Source organism: Azonexus hydrophilus (assembly GCF_905120355.1).
Taxonomy (GTDB): domain Bacteria; phylum Pseudomonadota; class Gammaproteobacteria; order Burkholderiales; family Rhodocyclaceae; genus Azonexus.
On record NZ_CAJHOB010000004.1, the window covers coordinates 79,977 to 97,290 of the forward strand.

Sequence of the window (17,314 nt, forward strand, 5' to 3'; positions counted from 1 at the left end):
GGCGCGACCGCCGTGGTGGGTAAATATTTTTGCGATGGCTGTAGCAAATTCCCCGGCTGTCGAGTGAATGAGGTGGAACATGATTCATCCCTGGCGTAAGGCTGCCGCGCTGGCAGTGTTTTCCTTGAGCGCGGCGGCGCTGGCGCAATCGCCCGTGCCGCCGGCGGGGGTCAAGCCCGCCGCGCAGTCCGCGGCCAAACCCGCTGCGCCGGTGGCGAAGGCGGCAGCCCCGGCGGAAAATCCGGATACGATCCGCGTGCTGCTGACCCCGGAGCTGGAAACCACGCTGGTGGCCCAGATGGTGGGGCGCATTTCCAGCCTGAAGGCGGAATTGGGCGGCAAGGTGCAGAAAGGCAAGGCGGTGATCGGTTTCGACTGTGGCGAGGCAGCGGCGCGGCTGAACATGGCGCAGGCGGAGTACAACTCGGCCCGGGAAACGCTGAATGCCAAGGAGCGCCTGCGCAAACTCGACGCGGCGGGCGACATGGAAGTCACGCTAGCCGCTGCCGGGGCTGACAAGGCGAAGGCGGCGATTGCGATGAGCCGCGCGCAACTGGCGCAATGCACGGTGGTGGCGCCGTTTACCGGACGGGTGGTGAAGGTGCATGTGAAGCCGCACCAGGGCGTGAATGTCGGCGCGCCTCTGCTCGAGATGATCAGCGACGGGCCGCTGAAACTGCGGCTGAACATTCCTTCGCGCTGGCTGCGCCAGGTCAGTGTGGGCACGCCGTTCGAAGTGGATATCAACGAAACCGGGCGCACCTATCAAGCCAAGGTGACTTTGATCAACGCCCGTGTCGACGCCGTGGCGCAAACCATCGAACTGGAGGCGCGCATGGACAAGGCTGAGCCGGAGCTCCTGGCCGGCATGAGCGGCATCGCGCGCTTCAAGGTGGCGCCTTGAGCACACCGGCGCCGGTGAGTGTCGAAGCATTCGCCGCCCACCTCGAAGCACGGGCGCGGGCGGCGGTGAATTTGACCGAACTCGGATTTTCCATCGCCAATGACGTGCATGCGGTGCTGAATTTCCGGCAGGCGCTGGTCTTCGACGCTCGTGACCAGGTCATGACCGTTTCCGGGCTGGTGAAACTCGCCGAGGACAGCCCCTATACGCTGTGGTTGAAGCGCGCCTGGCCGTGGGTGGTGGGCCAGTTGCCCGAGGCTGGCAAGCACGGCGGCTGGTTGGCGCCGACGCCTGCGCAACTGGCGGCCGCACCGGAGGATGTGGCGGATGGCTGGGCGGAGTGGTGGCCGGCGGGCGTGCTGGCCTTGCCCTTGCGCCGGCGCGATGGTGAGCTGCTCGGCTGGGCGGCGTTTCTACTCGATCAGCCGCCCGCAGAGGAACTGATTCATCTGCTCGGACGGCTTGGAGAGAGCTGGTCTTATTGCTGGGAGATGCTGGCCGGCACGCCGCGCCGGGGTCTGCGGGCACGTTGGCAGGCGGCGGGGCAATGGCAGCGGCGGATCGCACTGACGGTTTTGCTGGCGCTGTGCTTCCTGCCGGTGCGGCAAAGTGCGTTGGCACCGGCAGAAGTGGTGGCGGAAGATGCCATGGCGATTACTGCGGCCATCGACGGGGTGATCAAGAACATTCACGTGCGCCCCAATCAGCTGGTTAAGGCCGGTGAGCCGCTGTTCTCGCTGGACGACACGACCTTGCGCAACCGCCTTGAAGTGGCCCGTAAATCGGTGGCGGTGGCCGATGCTGAACTGCAGGCCGCAACGCAGATGGCGTTCGACGATAGCCGCAGCAAGTCGGAGCTGGCCGCCCTGACCGGCCGTGCGCAGGAGAAACGCGCCGAACTGGCGGCAGTTGAGGCGCAGTTGGCGCGGGTCGATGCGCTGGCGCCGTACGACGGTATCGCCGTGTTCCCCGATCCCGATAACTGGCAGGGGCGGCCGGTGGTCACCGGCGAGCGCATCATGCTGCTCGCCAATCCAGCCAAACCGGCCTTGCTGGTGCATCTGCCGGTGGCTGATGCGATCAGTCTGGAAGTGGGGGCGCCGCTCAAGTTCTTTCTTACGGTGCGCCCGCTCTCGCCAGTGTCGGGAGTTATCACTGAAACCAGCTATCAGGCCAGCGTCGAAGGCGATGGCGTGGCCAGTTATCGTCTGCGGGCCAGCCTGGCAGAAAAGGATGTCCGCATTGGCCTGCGCGGCACGGCCAAGGTCTATGGCGGCTGGGTGACCTTGGGTTACTACATCCTGCGCCGGCCACTGGCGAAGCTGCGCGAATGGAGTGGCTGGTGAGGACAGCCGCATGAACGAAGCGCCTTTACCCCAGGCGCTGCGGCAGGATTTGCGCTTGTACGCGTCCGGTCCCGGTGCCGATGGCGGACCGACCTGGGCGATTCAGGACCCGGTCAGCAACCGTTTTTTCCGTATCGGCTGGCTGGAATATGAATGCCTGCTGCGCTGGCCGGGCAAGCCGGACGAGATTGCTGCCGCGATCGAGGCCAGCACGCCATTGGCGGTGGAGGCTGAGCAGGTGGCTGATTTCGCCCGCTTTCTCGATTTGCATCAACTGACGTTGCCGTCCGGCGACACACGCCAGCGTCTGCTGCGCCATGCACGTGAGCCGGGCTGGCGCCATTGGCGCTGGTGGCTGCACAATTATCTGTTCATTCGTGTTCCGTTGGTCCGGCCGCAGCGTTTTCTCGACAAATTGACGCCGGCGCTGGCGCCCTTGTTTACGCCACTGGCCTTCTGGCTGGTGTTCGCCGCGACCTTGCTGGGTCTGGTGCTGGTGGTGCGGCAATGGGAACACTTCACACACAGCGTGCTCGACAGCCTGACACCCACCGGGATGCTCGGTTTCGTGCTGGCCCTGATCGTCTCCAAAACCTTGCATGAACTTGGGCATGCGGTGGTGGCGACTCGTCTCGGGGTGCGGGTGGCGCACATGGGGGTGGCCTTTCTGGTGATGTGGCCCATGCTCTACACCGATACCGGCGAATCCTGGCGGCTGCGTTCACATCGGCAGCGGCTGGCGATTTCGCTGGCGGGCGTCAGTGTTGAAATCATCCTGGCCGGCTTGGCAACGCTGGCCTGGGCATTGCTGGATGAGGGGGCCTTGCGACAGGCCGCACTGTATCTGGCCACCACGGGCTGGGTCGTGTCGCTGGCGCTGAATATCAGCCCCTTCATGCGTTTCGACGGCTATTTCATTCTTTCTGACCTGCTCGATTTTCCCAATCTGCATGAGCGTTCCGGCGCCCTGGCACGCATCTGGCTGCGCCGCAGCCTGCTCGGCTTGCCGGATGCGTGGCCGGAAACCCTGCCCAGTAAAACGCGCCGCACCCTGATCGTTTTTGCTTTCACGACCTGGGTGTACCGCCTGATCGTTTTCCTGGGCATTGCCCTGATGGTGTATTTCTTTTTCTTCAAGGCGCTGGGGATTTTTTTGATGCTGGTCGAATTGGTCTGGTTTATCGGCCGCCCGGTGTGGATGGAGGTTGCTGTGTGGAAAAAACGTTGGCCGGAGGTGCATTTGCGGCGCCGGCAGTTGCTTCATGGGGTCCTGGCCGGACTCTTTCTGCTGGCGCTGATTCCCTGGCCGTTCAGTGTCGACACCCACGGTCTGGCGCGCGCCGAGCGGCAGCAACTGGTCTTTGCGCCCTTTCCGGCCGAATTGGTCGAGTTGCACGCCGGTGGGGTGGTGGCGGCAGGGGCGACGCTGGCCGCATTCTCGACCCCTGATCTGCTTGCCCGGCAGGCACAGGTGCTGGCCGGCACCCAGGCGCTGGAGCGCCGCCTGGCGGGGTTGCTTGAGCTTGACGGAGGCGTCAACAAACAACGGGCGCTTACGCAGCGCCTCGACGAGCAGCACGCCGAGTTGCGCGGCATCGCCGAGGAAACCGGGCGGCTTGCGGTGCAGGCTGAATTCGCCGGGCAGTGGCGCGATGTGTCGCCGCTGCTGCGCCCTGGAACCTGGCTTGGTGTGCGTGAGGCACTGGGGGTGCTGATTGATCCGCACAGCTGGGTGGTTGATGCCTATGTCGAACAGCGCCTGGTTGATCGTATCGAAGCCGGCGCCCGCGTCAGTTTTTTGCCGCAGAACGGTGTGTGGGCGCTGGCTGGCGAAGTTGTCGCGGTCGACAGTACAGGTAGCCCGCGGCTACCGCACCCGATGCTGGACAGCCGCCATGGCGGCGGCTTCACTACCCAGCCCGATGGTCGCGAAGCGACGCCACGCGAGGCGCTCTACCGTGTGCGCATCCGGTTGCACGATGTGCCCGCAGAAATCCGTGAAATGCGCGGCAGTGTGCGTATTGCCGGCAAGCCACGTAGTCTGGTCTGGGAAAGCCTCAAGGGGGCTCTGGCAACGTTGGTACGGGAAAGTGGGTTTTGAAGTCTTTCTGTGGCGAGGCTGACAGAAGGCTGATGCGCCATCACAGGATTTGGCCTGGAGCGCGTGCGCTTTTTCGCTTGGCCTGAAATTGACAATGGCCCGGAAATCCGGGCCATTGTCTTGATCCTGCGGGAGTGTGACCCCTGGTGCTGCTTTAGCCGCAGGTTCCCACTGCGCCGCAGGCGGTACAGAAGTCACAGCCGTCCTTGCGGATCATGGTGTGGTTGCCGCATTCGCTGCACAGCTTGCCGACGGTGGGCAGCACCTTGTTGCTGGTGGTGTCTTCCGGGGCTTCGAGGATGCCCATCTGCTGCAGCGGGAAACCTTCCTCGTCGAGGATGCCGAGCATGGCGTAGCGGTGGATGATCAGCTGGGCGATGTAGGCGACGGTCGATGGCCAGGTCTGCTGTTTGCGCGAGCCGGGAACGAAGGCCATGAAGTCGCCGAGTGGCTCGGAATAATCCAGCAGTTTGCGCAGCTTCATGCCGATCCAGGCCGGGTCGATGACGCGCATGTCGAGCGAGAGCAGCTTGCACAGGCCGTCGAGGGCGCGCGGGTAGTTACCGGAGAGCCACATCGAGTAGGGGCGGGTGACGCCGTCGGGCAGGGTGATTTCCTTCAGGCCAAGGACGAAATCCTCGCCGGTGGAAGGGTTGCTGACGTCCACCGTCCACGACAGGGTGCCGTCGGTGCCGGTTTTGGGTTCCTTGGTGCTGAACAGGGCATCCTTCACCAGGGTCGGGCCATCATGGTTGAGGGCGCCGAGTTGTTCCACGCGCCAGCGGATGACTTGCGCCATGGCGGAAACCACGGACGGCATGCGTTTGCGCTCGCCGTGCGGTGGCATCGGCATGTCGAAAGCGTCGCCCGGGGTCTTGGCCAGCGCGTCGAGTTTCATTTCCAGCCAGGCGTGATCCTTGGCGCGCATGTCCATCGACAGGGTTTTGGCAATGGCGCCCAGACCACGCGGTTCGGCCGGGCCGTTGGCCCAGACTTCGAACGGCCAGGCACGGCCTTCGGTTTCCGGTTCGACGTGGCCGACGAAGAGGGCGAATTTGCCGAGCGGCGAGTCGACCATGTAGGTCCAGCACAGGTTGCCTTCCGGCAGGCTGGGGCGCCCCGGCCAGCGCAGGCTGGCGAGCACCGGGGCCGGCAGGTTCTTGATCGACAGGCGACGGTTGGCATCGGAAACGAAATCCTGTGGTGCCTTGGCGTCGCTGTCTTCCTTGGCCGGTGCGCTGGGTTCGACCGACAGCACCGAACCCAGTACGCTGTTCGGGCGATAGGTGGCGAGGCCCTTCAGGCCGGATTTCCAGGCTTGCAGGTAGAGATCCTGGAAGTCTTCGTAGGGGTAATCGGCCGGCACGTTGACCGTTTTCGAGATGGAGGTGTCGATGAAGGGGGCCACCGCAGCCACCATGTCGGCGTGCGCCTTGGCCGAGATTTCCAGCGCCGTGACGAAATAATCCGGCAGCTTGCTGACGTCGCCGCCCTGATGCTTGTACAGGCGCCAGGCGTAGTCTTCGACCGAGTATTCCTTGATCGTGCCGTCCTGCATCCGCTTTTTACGGTTGTAGGTCCAGGAGAAGGGCGGCTCGATGCCGTTCGAGGCGTTGTCGGCGAAGGCCAGCGAGATGGTGCCGGTGGGGGCGATCGACAGCAGGTGCGAGTTGCGCAGGCCGTGCTGGCGGATTTCATTCTTGATGTCGGCCGGCAAGCGCGAGGCGAAGTTGCCGCCGGACAGATAGAGTTCGGCGTTGAACAGCGGGAAGGCGCCGCGTTCCTTGGCCATGTCGACCGAGTACAGATACGCCGTATCGCGCATGAATTCGCTGATGCGGGCGGCCATGGCGCGGGCTTCCGGCTTGTCGTAACGCAGGCGGAGCATGGCCAGGGCGTCACCGAGGCCGGTGAAGCCGAGACCGACACGGCGCTTGTTGGCGGCTTCCTGCTGCTGACGCTCGAGCGGCCAGTGGGTGGCGTCGAGCACGTTGTCGAGCATGCGGGTGGATACGCGGCAGACTTCGGCGAAGGCGTCGAAATCGAAGCTGGCCTTGTCGGAGAAGGCGTCGCGCACGAACAGGGTGAGGTTGATCGAACCCAGGCAGCAGCAGCCGTACGGCGGCAGCGGCTGTTCGGCGCAGGGGTTGGTGGCCTCGATGACTTCGCAGTAATTGAGGTTGTTGTCCTTGTTCATCCGGTCGAGGAACAGGATGCCCGGTTCGGCGTGGTCGTAGGTGGATTTCATCACCTGATCCCACAGTTCGCGGGCGCGCAGCTTGCGATAGACCCAGATGCCGTCGTCGCGCTGGTAGGCGCCTTCCGCACGCATGTCGGCATTGGGTTCGGCGCGATGGGTGAGTTCAACGAAGCCATCGCTATCGACGGCCTGCATGAAGGCATCGGTGACGCCGATGGAGATGTTGAAATTGGTCAGGTCACCCTTGTCCTTGGCGTGGATGAATTCTTCGATGTCCGGATGGTCGCAGCGCAACACGCCCATCTGCGCACCGCGGCGGGCGCCGGCAGATTCGACGGTTTCGCAGGAACGGTCGAAGACGCGCATGTAGGACACCGGGCCCGAGGCGCGCGACTGGGTGCCCTTGACGCGGGCGCCTTGCGGTCGGATCGAGGAGAAATCGTAACCGACGCCGCCACCGCGACGCATGGTTTCAGCCGCTTGCGCCAGCGCGGTGTAAATGCCGGGTTTGCCGTCGGTATCTTCGACGATGGAGTCGCCAACCGGTTGCACGAAGCAGTTGATCAGGGTGGCCTGCAGGTCGGTGCCGGCGGCGGAGTTGATGCGCCCGGCGGGGATGAAGCCGTTTTCTTGTGCCCACAGGAAGCGCGCTTCCCAGTGCGGGCGATCTTTTTCCTGCTCGACTTGCGCCAGCGCCCAGGCGACCCGTTTGCGTACGTCATGGACATTGGTTTCCTTGCCCTTGGCGTATTTTTCGACGAGCACCTCGCCGGAAATCTCCTGCTCCGGCAGCGGCGCGAATTGCGGCGGGGCGGGAATGTCAGTGAGGGACAACTGCTCGGCTTGCGGGTTCATCCAGGGCTCCTCTCGATTGTTTTGTGGACGTGTGGTGTGTTTTCGCTGGGGGAGTAATCTACTAGATGTAGTGGTGTGTGACAAGGGCTTGACTATATGCAGTGGTTTTGTTTGTCTGCGCTCAACGTCTGTGATGACGGAAAAATTGCCGAAAAAACAAGGGCTCCGCCCGTTTCCGGGGGAGCCCTGGCTGCGGCTGATTTTATTTTTACTCAGAGCGCGAGCAGTGTTTGCGCATGGTGCGCCATCATCCATTCTTCATTGGTCGGGATGACCAGCACATCGACGCTGCTGTTGCCGGCACTGATGAAAACATCGTGACGGGCGTTGGCTTCCGGATTGACCCGGATGCCCAGCCATTCCGCCTGCAGGCAGACACGACGGCGGACTTCGGCAGCGTGCTCGCCGATACCGCCGGTGAACACCACGGCATCCAGGCCGCCGGCAGCAGCGGCGAGCGAGCCCAGTTCGCGGGCGATGCGGTAGCAGAAGAGTTCCACTGCTTCATGCGCTTCCGGTTTGTCGGACGCGAGCAGGGTGCGCATGTCCTGGCTGATGCCGGAAACGCCGAGCAGGCCGGATTCCTTGTAGAGGATGCGGGTCATGTCCTTGACCGACAGCTGTTTGCTTTCCATCAGATGCAGGATCAGGCCGGGGTCGATGTTGCCGCACCGGGTGCCCATCATCAGGCCGTCGATGGTGGAAAAGCCGAGGGTGGTGGCGACGCATTTGCGGCGGACCATGGCCGCCATGCTGGCGCCGTTACCCAGATGGCAGACGACGACGCGGCCGTCGGCGCGGTGCGAATGCTGCGGCAGCGCCCGGGCGATGTATTCGTAGGAGAGGCCGTGAAAGCCGTAGCGTTTGATGCCTTCGGCCGTGAAACTGCGCGGCAGCGCAAATTGCTGCGCGATGTCGGGTTGGCTGCGGTGAAATGCCGTATCGAAGCAGGCAACCTGGGGTACTTCCGGCAACAGGGTGCGCAGGGCTTCGATGCCGGCGACGTTGTGCGGCTGGTGCAGGGGAGCGAGCGGGATGAAACTTTCCAGGTGGCCGAGAACGGTGTTGTCGATCACGATCGGCTGCGCGTAACGTTCGCCGCCATGAACGACGCGGTGACCGACCGCGATGATCTTCCAGCCGCTGTAACTGCCGATGAACCATTGCAGCAGGGCGTCGAAGGCGGCGCGGTGATCGACCTTGTCGCCTTCGATGATCTGGTCGGCAACGCGTTCGCCAGCCCGGTTTTTGGCGACCAGGCGGGTGGTGCTGGTGCCCAGGCCGTCGATCTGGCCGGAGACCTCGGCTTCTGGTGAGATCGGTGTGGCGAGCGGAAAGAGAGCGAACTTGATCGAAGAGGAGCCGGCGTTGATGGTGAGAATGCTGGGTTTCATGCGTTTTCCTTGGCGCGTTTGGCGTGGGCGATGAGTGCGGCGATGACGCAGGAGGCGGTGCGTGTTTCGGCCGTGTCGGCGCGACTGGTGAGGACGATGGGTACCTTGGTGCCGAGTACGATGCCGGCGGTCAGCGCGTTGGCGAGATATTCGAGCTGCTTGGCCACCATGTTGCCGGATTCGAGATCCGGTACCACCAGGATTTCCGCCTGGCCTGCCACAGCGGACTGAATGCCCTTGGTTTTGGCGGCGACGATGGAGACCGCGTTGTCGAAGGCCAGCGGGCCGTCCAGCAGTCCGCCCTTGATCTGGCCGCGATCGGCCATCTTGCACAGGGCCGCGGCGTGCAGTGTCGATTCAATCTTGGGGTTGACCGTTTCCACGGCTGACAGGATGGCGACCTTGGGTTCGGCGATACCCAGGACGTGGGCGAGATCGATGGCGTTCTGGATGATGTCGACTTTTTCTTCCAGCGTCGGCGCGATGTTGATGGCGGCGTCGGTAATCAGCAGCGGTCGGTGGTAGGTCGGTACCTGCATGACGAAGACGTGGCTGATGCGGCGATTGGTGCGCAGGCCGTTGGCGCGGGCGATGACTTCGCTCATCAATTCGTCGGTGTGCAGGCTGCCTTTCATCAGGGCTTCAGCATCGCCAGTCTTGACCAGCGACACCGCCAGTGCGGCTGAATCGTGACTGTGGGCAGCATTGACGATGCGGATGCCGGAGAGGTCGAGGCCGTTTTCCTCCGCGACCGAACGGATCTTGCTTTCCGGGCCGACCAGGATGGGCTCGATGATGCCGGCCTGGAACGCCTGGATCGGGCCTTTCAACGATTCGACATCGCACGGGTGGGCGACGGCGGTCGGGATGGGCTCCAGGCCCTTGACGCGGGCCAGTAGTTCGGTGAAACGGGCGTGCTTGTCGTCGATGCGGATGGCAGGGGCGTGGCCATCCTGCAGCAGGCGGGTGATTTTTTCGCTGGGAGCGAGGACTTCGGCTGTGCCGTGCACGACCTCGAGACCTTCCTGATTGATGCAGACGCAATCGAACAGCACGTGCCGGTTGTGGGTGAATTTCTGCTTGACGGTCAAGGTCAGTTCGATACGGTCGCCGATGCTGACTGGGCGGGTGTAGCGCAGCGACTGGTCAACCAGGATGGTGCCCGGGCCGGGAAACTGGGTGGCGAGGACGGTGGACACCAGGGAGCCGCTCCACATGCCGTGCGCAATGGCCTCACGGAACATGCCGCTTTCCGAGTATTTGGGGTCGATGGTGGCCGGGTTGATGTCGCCCGTCAGGATGGCAAACAGCTTGACGTCTTCCGGCATCAGCGTGCGGGTCAGGCTGGCACAATCGCCGACAGCGATTTCGTCGAAGGTTTTATTGCTCAGGTAGCGGCTTTCGCTGGTCTGGCAGCTTGGTGACATGACGGTTTCCTTGCGAAAAATTGAAATGGGTCAGGCGCGCTGCGCCAGGCGCCGCTCGGTGCAGGCCTCCGGGCGCGGAATGTCGATGGTCAGGCCCGGATGGAGGTTTTCCAGGGTCTCGATCACCCAGGTGTTGGCTTCGTAGGTGAATTCGCGTGCCGCCAGCGGAGCACCGGTGGTGGCCGAAGCGAAGAGGGCGATGGCAGCCGAGCGACTGACGCCGTATTCACAGTGCACCATGAGCGAGAGTTCGAATGGTGCGGCGTGCAGTTCCTGGACGAAGGTGTCGATCTGGCGTGCCATGTCGCGGTTGAACAGGCCGGGGAGCGGCGGCATGAACTGGTCGGCCGGTATCGCATCGAAGAATGACAGGCGCAGGATATGGCGAAAGAGCGGATCGAGACGGGCTGCCGGCGTGGTCGGATCAGTGATCGAAATGACGGCCATGTAGGGATTGCCGGCCAGTGTTTCGGCCAGTTTGCGCGAGGTGTAGAAAACCTGGGTAATGCTCATGTGCGTGTCTTCATTCCATGAAAACCGGGTCCGAGAAGACCAGGGTGCCGTCCTTGCGCATCATCAGGTTGTCAGCCTTGATCAGGTCAGGCAGCGCCCCGTATTCCTCGGCAAACACTTCCAGTGCCTTGAGTGACTCATTGACCGTCTGGGTCCAGCCCATGGGCGTGGTGGTAAGGTGGTGCAGGGCGATGCGGCCCATGTCCTGGGCGAGATTGCGCCACATCATGCAGGCATCGAAATAGGCGGAGGAGATCTTGGTTGCAGCTTCGGCTGCTTCGCCGCCCCCATGGAGTGGATAGAGGCGTTCGACTTCGACCAGATAGTAGGGAAAACCGCGGCTGGAGCGGCCAAAGCTGCCATGATCGGCGAATACGATCGGAAAATGTCGGCCGGTTGGGCGATCTGGCGCCGTGTAATAGGCGTGATCGGTGGGGGAGGTGAGCACTTTGTAGACCCGCTCCTGGCCGTCGACAGAATCGGCCTCGATGACGATGGTGCTCTCACCACGGCCGATTTCCTTGCGGCCGGCAAGCAGGGGATGGTCAGGAATGGGATCGGGCAGCAGCGGCGGTGGAGTGTCAGCCATGGCGTTGCCTTTCGCTGAGGTAATCAATGCGGCTGCCGGCAGGCGGCAGCCGTCGGGACGCGTCGACAATCAGGCGACGATATGGGCGCCGGCGTCAACGTAGATGGTCTGGCCGGTCATGCCGGAAGAACCCGGGGAGCACAGGAAAGCCGTCAATGCGCCGACTTCTTCAATGGTGACAGTGCGGCCAAGCGGTGCTTTCTGGGCATCGGCTTCCAGGAGGTTGTTGAAATTGGCGATGCCGGAAGCAGCACGCGTCATGATCGGACCAGGCGAGACGGCAAAGACGCGGATGCCCTTGGGGCCAAGATCGTGCGCCATGTAGCGCACGGCGGATTCGAGCGCGGCCTTGATGATGCCCATGACGCCGTAGTTGCGCACCACGCGCTCGGCGCCGAGGTAGGACATAGTGATCAAGGCGCCACCGTTGGTCATCAGCGGTTCCAGAGCCTTCGCCATGCGCAGGAAGCTGTGGCAGGAAATGTTCATGGCCGAGTCGAAGCCTTGTTCGGTGGCGTCGATGACGCGGCCGTGCAGGTCGTCGGCGTTGCAGAAGGCCATCGAGTGAATGGCGAAATCGATCTGGCCGAAGGCCTTGCCGCATTCTGCGACGACGTTTTCCAGGCTGCCCGGTTCGGCGACGTCGAGTTTCAGGAACAGCTTGGCGCCAAGAGCGTCGGCAAGCGGTTGGGTGTAGCGGGCAGTTTTGTCATTCTGATAGGTGATGGCAACTTCGCCCCCCAGGGCGACGATGGCCTGCGCAACCGCATAGGCGATGGATTTGTCGTTGGCGACACCAATGATGAGACCTTTTTTACCGGCCAGCGGCAGAGCGGGGGATGAGGCTTGGCAAGTCATGTTCTTTCCTTGTGTTTTTGAATGGCAAAGTATTTTTTGTTGCGTTGCGGCAAAGCGGAGATTAGCACACGCGTGTAAGGAAATTATTTCATTGCGATGTGTACGTAAAAGGGCGGCTGCAGTGGCACCAGGCCATGCAGCCGCCCTGCGTCAGTGCGGTCAGCGGTAGACGAGAACCGGGATTTTTGAATGCGTGAGCACCTTGTTGGTTTCGCTGCCCAGCAACAGGCCGGTGATGCCACGGCGACCGTGCGAGGCCATGAAGATCATGTCACAGCCCGCATCGGTGGCGGCATTGATGATGGCTTCGTAAGGCAGGTCACTGGTGGTGGAGCGTGTGTCGCAGGGGACGCCGGCTTCCTTGCACCAGGCGGCGACCTTGCCCAGGACCTCGGCAGCTTGCTTCTCGGCCATTTCGGCGAAGGTGGCGGGTGTGGTGGAATCGATCAATGCGCCTTCGCCAAAATAGGCGATGCGATATTCCGGCTTGGCATAAAAGGCGGTGATGCGGGCGCCGGTTTCTTGGGCGTAATCCACGGCGCGCTTGGCAGTGGCGCTGGACAGCTCGGAACCATCGGTGGGAACGAGAATGTGCTTGAACATGTAGAAACTCCTCAAATGGCTTGCCGGCGCTCTTTTGTGCCGGGCCAGGGGATGCTACGCCAAGTCGGGGGGAAAGCAAAATTGCGCGGCCGGAAGGTGATGTGCATGACCTGAGATGTCGTCGCAATGGCGTATTGCTGTCGTTATTCCGTACTCATCCGCTGGATGTGTGCGGGGCGTCTCGGTAGCCACCGGGGGCAGGATGCTGGCATGCGTTTGATCTAATTTGTCACGGGGCGTGTGCGAGACGGTAAAATCTCGAGTTGAAAGTGAAAATGGTTCACTTAACAGGAGATGACCATGCCGCAAAGCCCCGTTGCCGATCGTGGTGCCCTTGATTTGCACACCTTGAGTCCCGTCGAAAGTGCCTTGCGTGCGATGAGCAATGCGCTTGACCCTTTTGGTGTCGTGTCGTCAGCCATGCGCGCCCAGCTGGCCTGGTGGATGCATCCGGTGGAGCTGTCGCGTGCCGTTCACGGTCTGAGCGGGGATTTGCTCGCCTTGCAGGCGCACGTTGCGCGGCGAGCGCTCGGCCTGCCGTCGACCGATGTGGTCACGCCGCATCCGGATGATGCGCGTTTCGCCGATCCGGCATGGACCGATTCTGCCACCTGGGACATCATCAAAGAGTGGTATCTCGCTTTCACCCACCGCTTGCAGGACATGGCCTTCGAGACGCCGGGGTTGTCGGAGAAGGAGCAGCGCCGGGCTGCGTTCTGGTTGCGCAAATGGCTCAATGCGGTGGCGCCGACCAATTTCTTCTGGCTCAATCCCACGGCCATCGAGCGTGCGGTAACCAGCGGTGGCGAGAGCTTGCGCCAGGGTTGGGTGAATTTTCAGCGTGATGCCAAGGCCAAGAATATTCAGATGGTGCCGCCGGACGCATTCACCGTCGGCAAGGATCTGGCGACGACGCCGGGCAAGGTGGTGTTCCGCAATCGCATGCTGGAGTTGATCCACTACACGCCGACGACGGAAAAAGTGCAGGCGATGCCGATCGTCATCATCACGCCGTGGATCAACAAGTTCTACATCCTGGACTTGAATTCCCGTAAAAGTCTGGTCAAGTACCTGACCGATCAGGGGTTTTCTGTATTCATCACCAGCTGGAAGAACCCGGATGAAACGATGCACGACATCCGCTTCGACGATTATCTGACCGAAGGTGTCAGTGAGGCGGTGCGGGTGGCGCGGGAGTTCTGTCAGGTGCCGCAAGTGCATCTGGTGGGGTATTGCATCGGCGGGACGCTGGTCAGTACGTATATGGCCTGGGCCAACAAGCGCTATGCCGAAAAAGACATGCCGGTGGCTGACTGGACGCTGTTTACCACCCTGGTCGATTTTTCCAATCCGGGTGACATCGATGTGTTCATCGATGAGGTCTGCATCGAAGCCCTGGAGAAGATGATGGCCGAGCAGGGCTATCTCGATGGTGCGCAGATGGCATCCTCCTTCCGTCTGCTGCGCTCGAACAGCCTGATCTGGCATTACTGGGTGCATAGCTATCTTCTCGGCGAACCGCTGCCACCCTTCGATGTGCTGTTCTGGAACGTCGATTCGACGCGCATGCCGCAGGCCATGCACAGCTACTACCTGCGTGAGATGTATCTGCACAACAATCTGATCAAGCGCGACCATCTGACGATTGCCGGCGAAAGCATCGACCTGGGCCGAATTACCCAACCGCTGTATGCGGTGACTGCGTTCGATGATCACATCGCGCCCTGGAAGCAGTGCTATCGCATCCGCAAATATGTCAACGTGAGCGCACCGGTGCGTTTCGTCTTGTCTACTTCCGGGCATATCCTGGGCATCGTCAATCCGCCGGTGAATCCACCCAAACGTGCCTATTGGGCGGGTGAGCCGGAGCATAACGAGCACTGGGAACGCTGGCAGGGGCGCACCGAGAAAACACCCGGGAGTTGGTGGGGAGACTGGACGGCCTGGCTGCGCCAGCGTGCTGATGCCGTGGTGGATGCCTACCCGGTATCGAATCGTAAATTCCCAGCCTTGGCCGATGCACCGGGTACTTACGTGCTGGAAAAATAAGTCGCAGACCGTTGCGGCGGTAGCTGGAGGCGGGCTTTGATGCCTATCAATGCCCGTCTTCGCTGCATCCCGGAGAATAACCGTATACCAGTAATCATTCCGGGATGTACGTCATGACTCTGCAGCAGTTCCTTCAGCAAGACCACCGCGCCTGCGACGATTTGTTTGCTGTTGCCGAGCAGGCCGCCAGTGGTGGCGATCTGGCCCTGGCAAAGGACGGTTTCGAGCGTTTTCGGCAGGCGGTGTTGCGTCATTTTGCTGCCGAGGAGGGAATGCTTTTCCCGGCATTTGAGGACGCTACCGGCATGCGCATGGGGCCGACCCAGGTGATGCGCATGGAACACGAACAGATGCGCGCCATGATGAATGCCGCTGCTGCGGCGCTTGCGGGGGGTGACCGCGAAGGTTTTCTCGGGCAGGTGGACAGTCTGCTAATTACCATGCAACAGCACAACATGAAGGAAGAAAACGTGCTTTATCCGATGTGCGACCAGCATTTGGCGGCTGCTCCTGCTTTGCTTGAGCGTCTGCAGGCTGCCTTGCGGGAGGGATGATGGATTTTCCTGCCGAACGTACCGTTGACGCGCGTTTCATGGAACCACCCCAACCTTTTGTGGCCACCATGGAAATGCTGGATACCTTGCAACCGGGCGAGGAAATGCTGCTGCTGCTTTTTCGCGAACCGCATCCGCTGTACCGTGTGTTGCAGAAGAATGGACACAACTGGGTGAGTGAGTTGCGCGCGGATGGCACATTTGCCATTCGTATCACCTGCTGATCGCGTGCCGCACTTAGATGCAGGCCTTACTCGCCTTTGAGCAAGGGCCGCCGGTGGCGGTACCGGCGCGTTTCTTCCTGACGGCGCCGTTGTATTTGGTGCTGGCAGGGGTCTTGCTCGCGTTTGAAGGGCAGGCTGTATTTGCTTCGCGCTGGACGCCGGCGGCGCTGGCGTTGACCCACCTGCTGACGCTGGGGTTCATGCTGCAGATTATGCTCGGTGCCCTGATCCAGATCCTGCCCGTGGTGGCGGGGGCCCATCTGCCACAGCCTCGTCTGCTGGCAGCAGTGGTGCACCCCGCGCTCAATCTTGGCGTCCTCTCTCTGGCGCTTGGTTTCCTGCAGGGGGCCAGTACATGGATGTATGCTGCGGCTGTATTTCTGGTCATTGCCTTGGGGGTTTTTATTGCGGCAAGCGGCTGGGCGCTGTGGCGGGTACCTTCAACGAGTCCAAGTATTCGCGGCCTGAAAATTGCATTGCTGGCGCTGCTGATCACCGTGGTCAGCGGTGTGTATATGCTGCTTGCCCTGGCCGGGGGGTGGCCGCTTGTTCTGGATCGGGTGGCCAATCTGCACGCGGGTTGGGGTTTGGGGGGCTGGACGGCGATTTTGCTGGCAGCCGTGGCTTATGTGGTGGTGCCCATGTTCCAGCTGACGCCTGGTTATCCGGCACGCCTCGCCTGGTGGTTCCCGCGGCTGGTTTTCCTGGCGTTGCTGCTGTGGAGTGTGGGTGCTCTGGTGGGGGTTGAGTGGCTGGTTACCGTTGCCCGTGTCCTGTTGGTGTTGACTACGGGGGGCTTCGTCATTGCCACCCTGTTGCTGCAGAAGAAACGCCGCCGGGCGAGAGTGGATGTGACATTTCGCTACTGGCAGTTTGCACTGTACGCAGTACTGGCGGCGCTGACCATGGCGCTTGCTGAAGGCGTATGGCCAGCGCTGGGTGAGTTCAAGGCGTGGCCGCTATTGCTGGGTTTGCTCGTTGTGCTGGGGGGGGATGTCGCTTTTATTACGGGCATGCTGTACAAAATCGTGCCTTTCCTGCTCTGGTTTGACTTGCAGAATCGTTCTGCGATCGGCCAGCCGCCTCCGGCCATGAATCGTTTGCTGGCTGAGGTGGAAGCTGAATATCAGCTCTACCTGTTTTACCTTGCCGGGGGGGGCTTGCTGGCGGCCTGGATCTGGCCTGCCGCGATGGTCATACCTGCCGGAGTGCTGATCGTGCTGACCGGGGCCGGTTTGTTTCTCAATCTGGTGCGCGCATGTTGGCGTTATCGGGGTTTTCGCCTGCAGGCTGTCGTGAATGGGGAAAGAGCATGAGTTACGTTGCGCTGAAGCACCTGCATGTCACCTGTGTCGTGCTCTCGGGACTGGGGTTCGCGGTGCGCTTTTTCTGGGTGCTGACGGAGTCGCGTCTGGCGCGTGTCCGTATGACCCGTATTTTGCCGCATGTGATCGATACAGCCTTGCTCTGTAGCGCACTCGCCATGGTCTGGTTGAGTGGTCAATATCCGTTTGTGCACGCCTGGCTGACCGCCAAGGTACTGGCGCTGCTGGTTTACATTGGATTGGGGGCTATGGCTTTGAAAGCGGGGCGGACGTCAGTGTCGCGCCTCAAATTCGGCCTGCTTGCCGCTCTGGCTTTCGCCTACATTGTAGGCGTGGCCTTGAGCCGGCAAGCGAGCCTGGGACTGTTCTAAC

The 17,314-nt window shown here is 61.9% G+C and carries 15 protein-coding genes; 8 read left to right on the forward strand and 7 right to left on the reverse strand.

Translation table 11 applies throughout. The features are described 5' to 3' along the window. Positions 1–79 precede the first annotated feature (79 nt). The 3 genes from JYJ39_RS04185 to JYJ39_RS04195 are packed head-to-tail and all read left to right on the forward strand — an operon-like array spanning position 80 to position 4,351. The gene (locus JYJ39_RS04185; RefSeq protein ID WP_205202297.1) at positions 80–904 is read left to right on the forward strand and encodes an efflux RND transporter periplasmic adaptor subunit; all 825 of its coding nucleotides are present in this window, start codon (positions 80–82) and stop codon (positions 902–904) included. After that, positions 901–2,250, forward strand: coding sequence for an efflux RND transporter periplasmic adaptor subunit (locus tag JYJ39_RS04190; protein ID WP_205202298.1), 1,350 nt, complete (start codon positions 901–903; stop codon positions 2,248–2,250). Before JYJ39_RS04185 ends, JYJ39_RS04190 begins: the two co-directional genes overlap by 4 nt. A gap of 10 nt (positions 2,251–2,260) precedes the next feature. After that, positions 2,261–4,351, forward strand: a complete 2,091-nt coding sequence (locus tag JYJ39_RS04195; RefSeq protein ID WP_205202300.1) for a site-2 protease family protein — start codon at positions 2,261–2,263, stop codon at positions 4,349–4,351. Positions 4,352–4,505: 154 nt separating this feature from the next. Here the strand turns inward: JYJ39_RS04195 and JYJ39_RS04200 are convergent, their stop codons facing one another. The 7 genes from JYJ39_RS04200 to JYJ39_RS04230 form a co-directional block, all read right to left on the reverse strand. Then, positions 4,506–7,406, reverse strand: a complete 2,901-nt coding sequence (locus JYJ39_RS04200; RefSeq protein WP_205202302.1) for an adenosylcobalamin-dependent ribonucleoside-diphosphate reductase — start codon at positions 7,404–7,406, stop codon at positions 4,506–4,508. Positions 7,407–7,618: 212 nt separating this feature from the next. Continuing rightward, complete coding sequence (locus JYJ39_RS04205) at positions 7,619–8,800, reverse strand: acetate/propionate family kinase (RefSeq protein WP_205202304.1); 1,182 nt, start codon at positions 8,798–8,800, stop codon at positions 7,619–7,621. Continuing rightward, a complete protein-coding gene (locus JYJ39_RS04210; RefSeq protein WP_205202305.1) occupies positions 8,797–10,227 on the reverse strand; it encodes a bifunctional enoyl-CoA hydratase/phosphate acetyltransferase in 1,431 nt (476 codons plus the stop codon). The genes JYJ39_RS04205 and JYJ39_RS04210 overlap by 4 nt, the downstream gene beginning before the upstream one ends. 30 nt (positions 10,228–10,257) lie before the next feature. Then, positions 10,258–10,740 carry a hypothetical protein gene (locus JYJ39_RS04215; protein ID WP_205202306.1) on the reverse strand — a complete coding sequence of 161 codons (483 nt, stop codon included), beginning with the start codon at positions 10,738–10,740 and terminating at the stop codon, positions 10,258–10,260. Between the two features lie 10 nt (positions 10,741–10,750). Beyond that, the gene (locus tag JYJ39_RS04220) at positions 10,751–11,329 is read right to left on the reverse strand and encodes a hypothetical protein (RefSeq protein WP_205202307.1); all 579 of its coding nucleotides are present in this window, start codon (positions 11,327–11,329) and stop codon (positions 10,751–10,753) included. A 69-nt stretch (positions 11,330–11,398) separates the two neighbouring features. Beyond that, positions 11,399–12,187 (reverse strand): enoyl-ACP reductase FabI, encoded by a 789-nt coding sequence (fabI, locus tag JYJ39_RS04225; RefSeq protein ID WP_205202308.1) that lies wholly within the window; start codon positions 12,185–12,187, stop codon positions 11,399–11,401. Between the two features lie 159 nt (positions 12,188–12,346). Next, a complete protein-coding gene (locus tag JYJ39_RS04230) occupies positions 12,347–12,790 on the reverse strand; it encodes a universal stress protein (protein ID WP_205202309.1) in 444 nt (147 codons plus the stop codon). Positions 12,791–13,168: 378 nt separating this feature from the next. On the opposite strand from JYJ39_RS04230, the gene JYJ39_RS04235 reads away from it, so the two are divergent. The 5 genes from JYJ39_RS04235 (at position 13,169) to JYJ39_RS04255 (ending at position 17,313) form a co-directional block, all read left to right on the forward strand. Then, positions 13,169–14,839 carry a PHA/PHB synthase family protein gene (locus JYJ39_RS04235; RefSeq protein WP_240189545.1) on the forward strand — a complete coding sequence of 557 codons (1,671 nt, stop codon included), beginning with the start codon at positions 13,169–13,171 and terminating at the stop codon, positions 14,837–14,839. Between the two features lie 113 nt (positions 14,840–14,952). After that, positions 14,953–15,393, forward strand: a complete 441-nt coding sequence (locus JYJ39_RS04240) for a hemerythrin domain-containing protein (protein WP_240189535.1) — start codon at positions 14,953–14,955, stop codon at positions 15,391–15,393. Continuing rightward, positions 15,393–15,617 (forward strand): DUF2249 domain-containing protein, encoded by a 225-nt coding sequence (locus JYJ39_RS04245; RefSeq protein ID WP_205202314.1) that lies wholly within the window; start codon positions 15,393–15,395, stop codon positions 15,615–15,617. The genes JYJ39_RS04240 and JYJ39_RS04245 overlap by 1 nt, the downstream gene beginning before the upstream one ends. Positions 15,618–15,634: 17 nt before the next feature. Further along, positions 15,635–16,933: a hypothetical protein gene (locus tag JYJ39_RS04250; RefSeq protein WP_205202316.1), complete on the forward strand. Its 1,299-nt coding sequence runs from the start codon at positions 15,635–15,637 to the stop codon at positions 16,931–16,933. Further along, positions 16,930–17,313, forward strand: a complete 384-nt coding sequence (locus JYJ39_RS04255) for a SirB2 family protein (RefSeq protein WP_205202318.1) — start codon at positions 16,930–16,932, stop codon at positions 17,311–17,313. The genes JYJ39_RS04250 and JYJ39_RS04255 overlap by 4 nt, the downstream gene beginning before the upstream one ends. The last annotated feature ends 1 nt before the right edge of the window (position 17,314 follow it).